Below are 12,815 nucleotides of genomic sequence, written 5' to 3' on the forward strand. Positions count from 1 at the left end.
GGAAGAACCGGCGGCGCTTGGTTAACTCCCGGAAAATTCACTGCACTTGACGTTGACACGACAACCTCTACGCGCGTCACACTGGTCGCATGCGAATCCCCCCACGAATCGTGAGCGTCACCGCCCTCGCCGCCGCCCTGCTCATCGGCGGCCCCGTCGCCGTCTCCGCGAGCGCGGCCCCTGACCACCACGCCCCCGTGTCGACGGCGTACTCCGTCACCGCCGTCGGCGACATCTGCTACTCCGCGCTGCCCGCCCAGGCGCACGACACCCTGGACCTGATCGAGGCGGGCGGCCCCTACCCGTATCCGCAGGACGGCACCGTCTTCCAGAACCGGGAAGGCATCCTGCCCTCCCAGGGCTCCGGCTACTACCACGAGTACACCGTGAAGACGCCGGGCTCACCGGACCGCGGCGCCCGCCGCATCGTGACCGGTGAGGAGAACAAGGAGGACTACTACACCTCCGACCACTACGAGTCCTTCGACCTGGTCGACTACGCCTGCTGAGAGCCTGCTGGGACCGCCGCGCACGGTACTGATGTGACGGCACGGTACTAACGGGCCTTCCTGCTCTCCGCGACGGCGAACAGCGCGAGCGCGAGGACGATCAGCGTGACGCCCGCGTAGATCTCGTAGCCGTCGAGGAACCCGATCCGCCGCACGATGCCCCAGCCGCGCAGCCGGCCGGTCAGCCCATGCACCAGGGCGGCCACGCCCTGGATCAGGAGAAGGACGCCGAAGACCTCAAGTACCCGCTTCATGCCGAAGAGCCTCGCCCCATGGACCCCCCACGCACATCGGCCACGGGGTGAGGCTTCTTCCTCCTGGCCCCCTCCGAAAGTCTCCGCCTGCGCGACTTTGGTAGACGATCACGTCCGGTCGGCGCCCGACGCCCCGGCAGTGCGTAGATTTGTCGACCATGAGTGGCAATGAGCCCCCGCCTGTTCCCTCGGCGCCCTCGGCCCCCTGGGCAAGGCGTCCATGGGCGCTGCCCGCGGCCGTCGCCGCCGAGTTCGACCCGGACCGCGCGCCGCGCAAGAGCGGGCGCGGGCCCCGGCGGACCGCGCGCGACTGGCTGGTCGACTTCGCCTGCTTCTTCGTGGCCGTCGTCATCGGCATGGTGGGCGCGGACGCGATCGGCAAGAACCCGAACGTCTCGCCCGGTCTCGCCGAGGCCGACCAGCTGATCGGCGCGCTCGCCTGCGCCGCCGTCTGGCTGCGCAGGCGCTGGCCGGTCGGCCTCGCCATTGCCATGGTGCTGGTCAGCGTGGTCTCGGACACCGCGGGCGGCGCGGTCGCCGTGGCGCTGTTCACCCTCGCGGTGCGCCGGCCCTTCCGGTACGTCGGCTGGATCGGCGGGATCTCGATCTGCGTGGTGCCGTTCGCCTACGGGATGCGGCCCGACCCCGACATGCCCTTTCTGCTCGGCGTCCTCTTCGGCGTGCTGATCAACGCCTCCGTCATCGGCTGGGGCATGTTCGTCCGCTCGCGCCGCCAGCTCCTGCTGAGCCTGCGCGACCGCGCGATCCGCGCCGAGAACGAGGCCACGCTCCGCGCCGAACAGGCCCAGTGCCTGGCCCGCGAGTCCATCGCCCGCGAGATGCACGACGTGCTCGCCCACCGCCTCACCCTGCTCAGCGTGCACGCGGGCGCCCTGGAGTTCCGCCCGGACGCGCCCCGCCAGGAGATCGTCCGCGCCGCGGGTGTGATCCGGGAGAGCGCCCACGAAGCGCTGCAGGACCTGCGCGAGGTGATCGGCGTCCTGCGCGGCGGCGGGGACAGCGAGGCGTCAGGACGGCCGCAGCCCACCCTCGCCGCCCTGGAGACCCTGGTCGCCGAGTCACGCGACGCGGGCATGAAGGTCGCACTCGACCACCGCGTCACCGACCCGGCCGCCGTGCCCGCCGCCGTCGGCCGCACCGCCTACCGCATCGCCCAGGAGGGCCTGACCAACGCCCGCAAGCACGCCCCGGGCGCCGAGGTCACGGTCCTGGTGTCGGGCGCCCCCGGCGAAGGCCTCACCCTGTCGGTACGCAACCCGCCGCCGCCCGGCGACGTGCCGAAGGTCCCCGGCTCCGGCCAGGGACTGATCGGCCTCACGGAGCGGGCCATGCTCGCGGGCGGCCGCATCGAGCACGGGACCACGGGGGACGGCGGCTTCCGCGTCGACGCCTGGCTGCCGTGGCCCGGTAGTTGAGCCAGTCGCCCCCCTCTCCGTACCGCTCTGATGCGTGAAACCGCCGATGGTACGGTCGCGGAGCGAATGCCCTGCTCGAGTGTGGAAATGGGACGTACATGACCGTGAAGCGGCAGCCCTGGCTGAAGCGGCCGGCATCCCTGGTCCTGTTGATCGGCGCGGCCCTGCTCGCTGTCTGGATGACCACGGTCATCGTCTCGATCGCGACGGAAGAGCCGGACGGGGAGGCCACGTTGGACGGGCTGAGTTCCGCCGTGCAACAGGCCCTGACCGACGGGGACGACGGGGAGTTCGGCCGGCTCTTCGACGCCGACAGCGCGGGCGACGACTACGCCAAGAACTACGTGGCCCGTCTCGGAGAGGCGGATCCGCGACGGATCCGCGCCACCGTGTCCAAGGGCGACGCGGAGCCGGTGGTCACCGTCACGGCGGACGCCGGGGGCAACGGCACGGTGTGCACCGCGTGGTCCGCCGTCCGCAGCGACGACCGCTGGGTCCTGGACGCGGCGCCGCCCGTGGCGCGCGAGAAGCGGTGCGGCGCGGCGGGCTGAGCGCGGGGAGGGGCTGAGTGCCGGGACGGCGTACGCCGCTGATCTCGTTACTGTGGGGCCATGAACCCGATCCGCGTGCTTCTCGTCGACGACGACCCGCTGGTCCGTGCCGGTCTGTCCTTCATGATGGGCGGCGCGGACGACATCGAGATCGTCGGCGAGGCGGCTGACGGCTCCCACGTGGCCCCGCTGGTCGGCGAGCTCCGCCCCGACGTCGTTCTGATGGACATCCGCATGCCCACGATGGACGGCCTCGCGGCGACGGAGGCCCTCCGCAAGCGCCCCGACGCCCCCGAGGTCATCGTCCTCACCACCTTCCACGCCGACGATCAGGTGCTGCGGGCCCTGCGGGCGGGGGCGGCCGGGTTCGTACTCAAGGACACCCCGCCCGCGGAGATCGTCGCGGCGGTACGGGCGGTCGCGGCGGGAGAGCCGGTGCTCTCGCCCACGGTGACGCAGCAGCTGATCACGCAGGTGACGGGGGTGGGCCCCCAACAGGGGCGCCGCGAGCGGGCGTTGGAGCGGCTCGCGCTCCTTGGCGAGCGGGAGAGGGAGGTGGCGGTCGCGGTGGGCCGGGGCGCGTCGAACGCGGACATCGCGGCGGAACTCTTCCTGAGCGTGGCCACGGTCAAGGCCCACGTCTCCCGCGTCCTGACGAAGCTGGACCTCAACAACCGAGTACAGATCGCACTGTTGGCGCATGACGCGGGACTCCTTGACGAGGTGGAGTAGCCGCCGCGGCAGCCCCCGGCCGGGCCGTCAGCCTCCCTCGATCTCCGCCATCCGCACCAACCGCCCTTCCCTGCGTGACAGTTCACACGCCTCCGCGATCCGCAGCGCCTCCAGTGCCTCCCGGCCGTCGCAGGGGTTCGTCCGCTCTCCCCGTACGACATCCACGAACGCGGCGAGCTCCGCCTCGTACGCGGGAGTGAAGCGTTCGAGGAAGCCGGGCCACGGCTTGTCGGGCGGCGGCGGGCCCGACGGCTCCACGGACGACAGGGGGGTGCGGTCGTCGAAGCCGACCGCGATCTGATCCTCATCGCCGGCCAGTTCCATCCGTACGTCGTAGCCCGCGCCGTTGCACCGCGTGGCCGTCGCCGTGGCCAGCGTGCCGTCGTCGAGAGTGAGGACCGCCGCGGCCGTGTCGACGTCGCCCGCGTCGCGGAACATCGAAGGCCCGGCGTCCGACCCGGTCGCGTACACCTCCGTCACCTCACGGCCCGTCACCCACCGCAGCATGTCGAAGTCATGGACCAGACAGTCGCGGTAGAGACCGCCGGAGAGCGGGAGATACGCGGCCGGCGGCGGCGCCGGATCGGAGGTCATCGCCCGGACCGTGTGCAGCCGCCCGAGCCGCCCCGACCGCACGGCCTCGCGCGCGGCCACGTACCCCGCGTCGAACCGCCGCTGGAAGCCCAGTTGGAGCACCGTGCCCGCGGCCTCGACCTCCCGGAGCGCGGCGAGCGTACCGGGCAGATCGAGGGCGATGGGCTTCTCGCAGAAGACCGGCAGGCCCGCGCGCGCCGCCTTGCCGATCAGCTCGGCGTGCGCGGAGGTCGCCGCGGTGATCACCACCGCGTCCACGGCGCCTGTCCGGCCGCTCCCCGTGAAGACGTCGTCCACCGAGGCCGCCGAGGCCGTGCCGATCCGCGCCGCGAGCCCCGCCGCGCGCCCGGCGTCGGCATCGGCGACGACCAGCGCGTCCACCTCCGGATGCCGCTGCAGAGCCGCGGAGTGAAATGTGCCGATACGACCCGTTCCGATCAGTCCGATGCGCATGGACCCACCCTCGCCACACCCCGCGATCCTGTCAATCCTTTGTCCGGACAACAGAACTTCAGAACTTCCCGTCATCATTCCCTGCGACTACGCTCGCCACGTGCCCAAATCAGCCGCCAAACCAGCCGTGGACCCGACCGTCTCGCTCCAGCTCGGCGTCGACCGCAGCAGCCCGGTCCCGCTGTACTTCCAGCTGTCCCAGCAGCTGGAGGCGGCGATCGAGCGCGGCGCCCTGACACCGGGCACCCTGCTCGGCAACGAGATCGAGCTCGCGGGCCGCCTCGGCCTGTCCCGGCCGACCGTCCGCCAGGCCATCCAGTCGCTCGTCGACAAGGGGCTGCTCGTGCGCCGCAGAGGCGTCGGCACCCAGGTCGTGCACAGCCAGGTCAAGCGCCCGCTCGAACTCAGCAGCCTCTACGACGACTTGGAGGCCGCGGGCCAGCGCCCCGAGACCCGCGTCCTGCGCAACACCATCGAACCCGCGTCCGCCGAGGTCGCGGCCGCGCTCGCCATCGCGGAGGGCGACGAGGTCCACCTCGTCGAGCGGCTCCGCCTGGCCCACGGCGAGCCCATGGCCTACCTCCGCAACCACATTCCGTCCGGTCTTCTCGCCCTCGACACCGCACGTCTGGAGGCCACCGGCCTCTACCGCCTGATGCGCGGTGCGAGCATCACCCTGCACAGCGCGCGCCAGTCCGTGGGAGCCCGCGCCGCCACCGCCGACGAGGGCGAGCGGCTCGGCGAACCCGCGGGGGCCCCGCTGCTCACGATGCAGCGCACGACGTTCGACGACACGGGCCGCGCGGTCGAGTTCGGCTCCCACATCTACCGCGCCTCGCGCTACTCCTTCGAGTTCCAGCTCCTCGTACGGCCGTAGGTCCCAAGTCGCTCACATTCGTCAGAATGTTCTGACAAAGCCATTGACGCTGCCGCGCGCCCGCCGCTAGAACTCCCCCAGCCGCATTCGGGCGGCCGGGAGAAGAGGTGGTCCCCCCATGCGTACCCCCAGGCGTAGCCGCATGCGCAAAGCCCGCACGGCAGCAGCTCTCACAGCGGTGATCGCGCTCGCGGCCGGGTGCAGCGGCTCCGGCGGCAAGGACGACGAGGACAAGTCGGGCGACGGCGGGGGAGGCGGCAAGGGCGTGAACACGCCCCGCCTCAAGATCGCGATGGTCACGCACTCCGGCGAGGGCGACACCTTCTGGGACATCGTCCAGACCGGCGCCAAGCAGGCGGCCCGCAAGGACAACGTCGAGTTCCTCTACTCCAACGACAAAGAGGCCAAGGGCCAGGCCGAGCTCGTCCAGTCGGCGATCGACAAGAAGGTCGACGGCATCGTCGTGACGCTGGCCAAGCCCGAGGCGATGAAGACGGTCCTCGGCAAGGCGGAAGCCGCCGGGATACCGGTCGTCACGATCAACTCCGGCGGCGAGTTCTCCGCCGGCTTCGGCGCGCTGAGCCACATCGGTCAGGACGAGTCCGTGGCGGGCGAGGCCGTCGGCGACGAGCTCAGCAAGCGCGGCAAGAAGAAGGTGCTCTGCGTCATCCACGAACAGGGCAACGTCTCCCTGGAGCAGCGCTGCGAGGGCGTCAAGAAGACCCTCAAGGGCTCGGTCGAGAACCTCAACGTCGAGGGCACCAACGCGCCGAACGCCCAGTCATCCATCAGTGCGAAGCTCCAGGCCGCCAAGGACATCGACGCCGTCGTCACGCTCGGCGCGCCCATCGCCGCCCTGTCGGTGAAGGCCAAGGAGGACTCCGGCAGCAAGGCCGAGGTCGCCACCTTCGACCTGAACGCCGAGGTCGTCAAGCGCCTCAAGGCCAAGGAGGTCGGCTTCGCCGTCGACCAGCAGCCCTACCTCCAGGGCTATCTCGCCATCGACGAGCTGTGGCTCTACAAGACCAACGCGAACGTCCTCGGCGGCGGCAAGCCCGTCCTCACCGGCCCCGCCATCGTCACCGAGAAGGACGTGCCGAAGCTGGAGAAGTACACCGCCCGCGGTACCCGATGAACGCATGCGTGATCCGCGTGGTCGATACTTGGGCGGCTGGGGCCGGGGATCCGGACCGGCCTCACCGAGCAGCAGAGCTAGAGCTAGAAGGGCACGGCGTCGTGGCAAGGGTTCAGACAGGGGTACGTGCGGTGGGCGCCGTGCTGGTCGCGGTGCTCGGGGTATCCCTCGCGGGGTGCAGCAGCACCGGCGGCAAGCGCGCCGAGGACGCACGCAAGGCGGCAACGGCACAGGGCGAGGCCGCGGTGAACACGCCGAACTGGACGTTCGGCATGGTGACCCACTCGGGTGACGGCGACACGTTCTGGGACATCGTCCAGAGCGGCGCCAAGCAGGCCGCCGTCAAGGACAACATCAAGTTCCTGTACGCCCACAACGCCGAGGCCCAGCAGCAGGCCCAGCTCGTGGACTCGTACATCGACAAGAAGGTCGACGGCATCATCGTCACCCTCGCCAAGCCCGCCGCGATGAAGGGCGCCCTGGCCCGCGCCAAGAAGGCCGGCATCCCGGTGATCACCGTGAACTCCGGCTCCGCGGAGTCCAAGGAGTTCGGCGCGCTCACCCACATCGGCCAGGACGAGACGATCGCGGGCGAGGCCGTCGGCGAGGAGCTCAACAAGCGCGGCAAGAAGAAGGCGCTCTGCATCCTGCACGAGCAGGGCAACGTCGGCCACGAGCAGCGCTGCGAGGGCGCCAAGAAGACCTTCGACGGCAAGATGCAGAACCTGTACGTGACCGGCACGAACATGCCCGACGTGCAGTCCTCCATCGAGGCCAGGCTCCAGTCCGACAAGTCCATCGACTCGGTCGTCACGCTCGGCGCGCCCTTCGCGGACACCGCGGTGAAGGCCGCGGACAGCGCGGGCAGCAAGGCCGAGGTCGCCACCTTCGACCTGAACGAGAAGGTCGCGGCGGGCCTGAAGGACGGCACGCTCGGCTTCGCCGTCGACCAGCAGCCCTACCTCCAGGGGTACGAGGCCGTGGACCTGCTCTGGCTCTACAAGTACAACGACGACGTGCTCGGCGGCGGGAAGCCGGTCCTCACAGGACCGCAGATCGTCACCAAGGACCAGGCCGCCAAGCTGGAGGAATACGCGAAGCGAGGGACGCGATGACAGCGACCGCACCAGCACCGGCGCCGTCGCCGGACACCAAGACGGACGAGCGCCTCCTGAAGGCCTCGCCGCTGAAGAAGCTGATGGGCCGCCCCGAGCTCGGCTCCGTCGTCGGCGCCATCGCCGTCTTCGTCTTCTTCACGGTCACCGCGGACAGCTTCTTGCAGGCCACAAGCCTCGCGACGGTCCTCTACGCCGCGTCGACCCTCGGCATCATGGCGGTGCCGGTGGCGCTCCTGATGATCGGCGGCGAGTTCGACCTGTCGGCGGGCGTCATGGTGACGACCTCCGCGCTGATCTCGTCGATGTTCAGCTACCAGATGACGGCGAACGTCTGGGTCGGCGTGCTCGTCTCGCTCCTCGTCACCCTCGCCATCGGCGTCTTCAACGGCGTGATGCTGACGCGCACCGACCCGCCGAGCTTCATCATCACGCTCGGTACGTTCCTGATGCTGACCGGCATGAACCTCGGCTTCACCAAGCTGATCAGCGGCACGGTCTCCACGAAGTCGATCGCCGACATGGAGGGCTTCACCTCCGCCAAGGACGTCTTCGCCTCGACGATCACCATCGGCGGAGTCGACTTCAAGATCACGATCCTCTGGTGGCTCGGCCTGATCGCGGTCGCCACCTGGATCCTGCTCCGCACCCGCGTCGGCAACTGGATCTTCGCGGTCGGCGGCGGCGAGGACGCGGCCCGCGCGGTCGGCGTCCCGGTCGCCGCGACCAAGATCGGCCTCTACATGGGCGTCGCCTTCGGCGCCTGGATCTCGGGCCAGCACCTGCTCTTCTCGTACGACGTCGTCCAGTCGGGCGAGGGCGTCGGCAACGAACTGATCTACATCATCGCGGCCGTCATCGGCGGCTGTCTGATCACCGGCGGATACGGTTCCGCGGTCGGCGCGGCCGTGGGTGCCCTCATCTTCGGCATGGTCAGCAAGGGCATCGTCTTCGCCGAGTGGAACCCGGACTGGTTCAAGTTCTTCCTCGGGGTGATGCTGCTCCTGGCGACCCTGCTCAACCACTGGGTCCGCAAGCGCGCGGAGGCGACGAAGTGACCACCGACACGACCGAAGTCACCGACGCGGTGCCGGAGCCGGGCCGCGCCCCGCTCGTCGAACTCGACGACGTCAGTAAGTACTACGGCAACATCCGCGCCCTCGAAGGTGTCTCCCTGGAGGTCCACGCGGGCGAGATCTCCTGCGTCCTCGGCGACAACGGCGCGGGCAAGTCGACCCTCATCAAGATCATCGCGGGCCTGCACCGGCACGACGCGGGAGACTTCCGCATCGAGGGCGAGGACGCGAAGCTCGGCTCGCCGCGCGAGGCCCTGGACCGCGGTATCGCCACGGTCTACCAGGACCTCGCCGTGGTTCCGCTGATGCCGGTCTGGCGGAACTTCTTCCTCGGCTCCGAGCCGACGAAGGGCGTGGGCCCCTTCAAGCGCCTCGACGTCGACCTCATGCGCGAGACGACCCGCACGGAGCTGCTCCGCATGGGCATCGACCTGCGCGACGTCGACCAGCCCATCGGCACCCTGTCGGGCGGCGAGCGCCAGTGCGTGGCGATCGCGCGCGCGGTGTACTTCGGCGCGAAGGTCCTCGTCCTGGATGAGCCCACCGCCGCGCTCGGCGTCAAGCAGTCGGGCGTCGTCCTGAAGTACGTCGCGGCCGCGCGGGACGCGGGCCTCGGAGTGGTCTTGATCACCCACAACCCGCACCACGCGTACCTGGTCGGCAACCGCTTCGTCCTCCTGAAGCGCGGCACGATGTTCGGCAGCTATGCGCGTGACGAGGTCACCCTCGATGAACTCACCCGCCAGATGGCAGGCGGCTCCGAACTGGACGACCTCCGTCACGAACTGGAGAAGCGCTGAGCAACGCCCCGCCAGGGGCGCGGGGAACTGCGCGAGCAACCACGGAAAAGCCGCAGTCGCGTCTGCTGGGCCGCCCGGCAGACGCGACTGCGGCTCTTCTCGGGCTGAGCGCGCAGTTCCCCGCGCCCCTTCGGGGCGCTCCGCACCCCGGGGTCCGTTGTGCGCGCCCCCGCGAGTGTGAGGCAGAATCGCCGCAATGAGCACCTACCGCGACCTCGCGCACCGCGGCTCCGCCCGAGCCACCGTCCTGCGTACCGTGGGCACGCGGGAGCGCCGATCACATCTGACGGCGCCCCGTGTGCCCACCGTCGGCATCGACATCGGCGGCACGAAGGTGATGGCGGGCGTCGTCGACGCCGACGGCAACATCCTGGAGACGCTCCGCACGGAGACCCCGGACAAGTCCAAGAGCCCCAAGGTCGTCGAGGACACCATCGTCGAGCTGGTCCTCGACCTCTCCGACCGGCACGACGTGCACGCGGTGGGCATCGGCGCCGCGGGCTGGGTCGACGCGGACCGTAACCGCGTCCTGTTCGCCCCGCACCTGTCCTGGCGCAACGAACCCCTCCGCGACCGCATCTCCGGCCGCCTCGCGGTCCCCGTGCTCGTCGACAACGACGCGAACACGGCCGCGTGGGCGGAGTGGCGCTTCGGCGCGGCCCGCGGCGAGGACCACCTGGTCATGATCACGCTCGGTACCGGCATCGGCGGCGCGATCCTGGAGGACGGCCAGGTCAAGCGCGGCAAGTTCGGGGTCGCCGGCGAGTTCGGGCACATGCAGGTCGTGCCCGGCGGCCACCGCTGCCCGTGCGGCAACCGCGGCTGCTGGGAGCAGTACAGCTCCGGCAACGCGCTGGTCAGGGAGGCCCGCGAGCTCGCCGCTGCCGACTCCCCTGTCGCGTACGGGATCATCGAGCGGGTCAAGGGCAACATCCCCGACATCACGGGCCCCCTGATCACGGAGCTGGCCCGCGACGGCGACGCGATGTGCGTCGAGCTCCTCCAGGACATCGGCCAGTGGCTCGGCGTCGGCATCGCGAACCTCGCGGCGGCCCTCGACCCGTCCTGCTTCGTGATCGGCGGCGGCGTATCGGCCGCCGACGACCTCCTGATCGGCCCGGCCCGCGACGCTTTCCGCCGCCAGCTGACGGGGCGCGGCTACCGCCCCGAGGCCCGTATCGCCCGCGCCCAGCTGGGCCCCGAGGCGGGCATGGTGGGCGCCGCCGACCTGGCACGCCTGGTGGCCCGGCGCTTCCGGAGGGCGAACCGCCGCAGGGTGGAGCGCCACGAACGCTACGAGCGGTACGTGGAAGCGCGCCGCACCAACGACCGCACCTCTCAGGGAACCCAGTAAACAGATGACCGTCCCCCGCCAGCCCTCGTCCCCGGACTCTCCGGACTCCCCGGATCCCGCCGACGAGGGCGGCCGCCCCCGCGAGGACCGCCGCCACATGATCCGCCGCCGCTGGCTGACGGCCACGATCATCGTGCTCCTGATCGGCGTGCCTGCCGGCTATCTGGTGATCTCCGCGAACCAGAGCCGCAACAGCGGCCGCGACAAGGAGGCCAAGTACTCCGCGACGGGCCTCACCGCGGGCTGGCCGTCGAGAGTGCAGCGCCGTCTCTACGACGTGCCGATTCCCCCGTACTCCAGGGAAGTCGCCTACTACGAGACGAACAACTGGCGCACCAGCCGCCTGTACGCCCAGTTCCTGACGAGCAACGAGGGCCTGGACAAGTTCCTCAAGCGGATCGGCACGAGCACCGAAGAACTGAAGAAGAACGACATCACGATCAGCAAGCGCGACCGCAAGGTGGTCGGCTGGGAGTTCACGGACCCGGGCCCCTGGCTGGGACTGACCCATGTGAAGAAGGACCCGGCGCCGACCCTCGACGTGGTCGTGAACCGCGCCAACTCGGAACACCCGATGGTCTATGTAGTGTCTACGACAACCCCGTAACTGGCGTGTTTCATCCGTGAGTTGATCCACGGGCGGCTCGTACGATGGCGCCCATGATCTCTGAAGAGGCGTACGACGCCCGTCGGCGTGCCCAGTGGCTCGCAGGGGAGGCGCGGGCGGACGGGGTGGCCCGTAGGGACATGCTGCGGCTGCTGGCCGCGGCGGGGGCGGTGGCGACGCTGCCGGTGACGCTGGGAGCACCCCGGGCGCGGGCGGCAACCGGCACAGCGCCCCCCGGGATCGTGAAACCGCTCCCCGCGGACCGCTTCACGATCCGCGGCACGAACGCGGAGACGAAGTTCGAGGCGCTGGCGGAAACAGGCTTCCACACCCCCACATCCCACTTCTTCGTACGCAACCACACGGCGACGCCACGCCTGGACGCGAAGACGTGGACGCTGCGGATCTGGGGCGACGGACTGACCGGAGGGGAGAGGGAGTTCACGCTCGCGGACCTCAGACGCCTCCCGTCGACGTCACGCACCGCCTTCGTCGAGTGCGCGGGCAACGGCAGAAGTTTCTTCACGACCCAGCAGGGCCAGCCGGCCTCCGGCACGGCCTGGACCCTGGGAGCGATCGGCAACGCCCGCTGGCGCGGCGTACGCCTCTCCGAAGTCCTGCGCCAGGCAGGCGTGTCGCGCGATGCGGTGGACGTGATGCCCAGCGGCCTGGACGCGGAGTACGTCACGGACGACGGCACGAACCTGGGCAGGGTCCGCCGCCCGCTGCCGCTCTCCAAGGCGATGGACGACGTGATCCTCGCGTACGAGATGAACGGCGCCCCGCTCCCCGCGGACCACGGCTACCCGGTGCGGGTCCTCGTCCCGGCGTGGGTGGGCATCGCTTCGATCAAATGGCTCGGCGACATCGAGGTCTCGTCCAGGCCTCTCTTCTCCCCCTGGAACACGCAGTTCTACCGCCTGTTCGGCGAGGCGTACCCCCCGCAGGGCAGCGCCCCGCTGACCCGCCAAACCCTGAAGTCCGCCTTCGAACTCCCTTGGAACGCAAGCCTCCCGGCGGCCACGACCCACCACCTCACCGGCCGCTCGTGGTCGGCGACGGGGGCGATCGCTCGCGTGGACGTCAGCACGGACGCGGGCAGGACCTGGCACGAGGCCCGCCTCAAGGACACCCCTCACCGCGCCACGTGGACCCGCTGGACCACTCCATGGCACCCCAGGACCCCGGGCCCGACGGCACTCCTTGCCCGCGCCAGGGACACCACAGGGCGCACCCAGCCGGAGGCGACGGTGCACAACACGCAGGGGTACTTCTTCGACGCGGTGGTGCGGCACGCGGTGCGGGTGGTGTGAGGACAGGGA

At 70.4% G+C, this 12,815-nt stretch carries 14 protein-coding genes; 12 read left to right on the forward strand and 2 right to left on the reverse strand.

Annotated features, from left to right (window positions below):
• Positions 1–89: 89 nt before the first annotated feature.
• On the forward strand, positions 90–509 hold the full coding sequence (locus E5671_RS35870; protein ID WP_160508004.1) for a ribonuclease domain-containing protein: 420 nt from the start codon (positions 90–92) through the stop codon (positions 507–509).
• 47 nt (positions 510–556) lie between these two features.
• Here E5671_RS35870 and E5671_RS35875 read toward each other — a convergent pair whose 3' ends face one another.
• Positions 557–763 carry a hypothetical protein gene (locus E5671_RS35875; protein WP_160508005.1) on the reverse strand — a complete coding sequence of 69 codons (207 nt, stop codon included), beginning with the start codon at positions 761–763 and terminating at the stop codon, positions 557–559.
• Between the two features lie 158 nt (positions 764–921).
• Here E5671_RS35875 and E5671_RS35880 point away from each other — a divergent pair, with 158 nt between their 5' ends.
• The 3 genes from E5671_RS35880 (at position 922) to E5671_RS35890 (ending at position 3,482) form a co-directional block, all read left to right on the forward strand.
• Entirely contained in the window at positions 922–2,199 is a 1,278-nt protein-coding gene (locus E5671_RS35880; protein ID WP_202121394.1) for a sensor histidine kinase, read from the forward strand.
• Between the two features lie 98 nt (positions 2,200–2,297).
• The gene (locus E5671_RS35885) at positions 2,298–2,750 is read left to right on the forward strand and encodes a hypothetical protein (RefSeq protein WP_160508007.1); all 453 of its coding nucleotides are present in this window, start codon (positions 2,298–2,300) and stop codon (positions 2,748–2,750) included.
• A 60-nt stretch (positions 2,751–2,810) separates the two neighbouring features.
• Entirely contained in the window at positions 2,811–3,482 is a 672-nt protein-coding gene (locus E5671_RS35890; protein WP_160508008.1) for a response regulator, read from the forward strand.
• A 27-nt stretch (positions 3,483–3,509) separates the two neighbouring features.
• On the opposite strand, the gene E5671_RS35895 is transcribed toward E5671_RS35890, so the two are convergent.
• Positions 3,510–4,529, reverse strand: coding sequence for a Gfo/Idh/MocA family protein (locus E5671_RS35895; protein ID WP_160508009.1), 1,020 nt, complete (start codon positions 4,527–4,529; stop codon positions 3,510–3,512).
• 127 nt (positions 4,530–4,656) lie between these two features.
• Here E5671_RS35895 and E5671_RS35900 point away from each other — a divergent pair, with 127 nt between their 5' ends.
• From E5671_RS35900 to E5671_RS35935, 8 genes are all read left to right on the forward strand, one after another.
• Positions 4,657–5,406, forward strand: a complete 750-nt coding sequence (locus tag E5671_RS35900; protein ID WP_336606076.1) for a GntR family transcriptional regulator — start codon at positions 4,657–4,659, stop codon at positions 5,404–5,406.
• A 142-nt stretch (positions 5,407–5,548) separates the two neighbouring features.
• Positions 5,549–6,541 carry a sugar ABC transporter substrate-binding protein gene (locus E5671_RS35905; RefSeq protein WP_160510624.1) on the forward strand — a complete coding sequence of 331 codons (993 nt, stop codon included), beginning with the start codon at positions 5,549–5,551 and terminating at the stop codon, positions 6,539–6,541.
• A 101-nt stretch (positions 6,542–6,642) separates the two neighbouring features.
• Positions 6,643–7,656, forward strand: a complete 1,014-nt coding sequence (locus tag E5671_RS35910) for a sugar ABC transporter substrate-binding protein (RefSeq protein ID WP_336605941.1) — start codon at positions 6,643–6,645, stop codon at positions 7,654–7,656.
• The gene (locus E5671_RS35915; protein WP_160508011.1) at positions 7,653–8,714 is read left to right on the forward strand and encodes an ABC transporter permease; all 1,062 of its coding nucleotides are present in this window, start codon (positions 7,653–7,655) and stop codon (positions 8,712–8,714) included. The genes E5671_RS35910 and E5671_RS35915 overlap by 4 nt, the downstream gene beginning before the upstream one ends.
• Positions 8,711–9,532 carry an ATP-binding cassette domain-containing protein gene (locus E5671_RS35920; RefSeq protein ID WP_336605942.1) on the forward strand — a complete coding sequence of 274 codons (822 nt, stop codon included), beginning with the start codon at positions 8,711–8,713 and terminating at the stop codon, positions 9,530–9,532. The genes E5671_RS35915 and E5671_RS35920 overlap by 4 nt, the downstream gene beginning before the upstream one ends.
• A 196-nt stretch (positions 9,533–9,728) precedes the next feature.
• Positions 9,729–10,886, forward strand: coding sequence for an ROK family glucokinase (locus E5671_RS35925; protein WP_160508012.1), 1,158 nt, complete (start codon positions 9,729–9,731; stop codon positions 10,884–10,886).
• 4 nt (positions 10,887–10,890) lie between these two features.
• Positions 10,891–11,493 (forward strand): sugar kinase, encoded by a 603-nt coding sequence (locus E5671_RS35930; RefSeq protein ID WP_160508013.1) that lies wholly within the window; start codon positions 10,891–10,893, stop codon positions 11,491–11,493.
• A gap of 53 nt (positions 11,494–11,546) precedes the next feature.
• A complete protein-coding gene (locus tag E5671_RS35935) occupies positions 11,547–12,806 on the forward strand; it encodes a sulfite oxidase (protein ID WP_443032742.1) in 1,260 nt (419 codons plus the stop codon).
• Positions 12,807–12,815: the final 9 nt, after the last annotated feature.

This window comes from Streptomyces sp. BA2, from assembly GCF_009769735.1.
Lineage (GTDB): Bacteria > Actinomycetota > Actinomycetes > Streptomycetales > Streptomycetaceae > Streptomyces.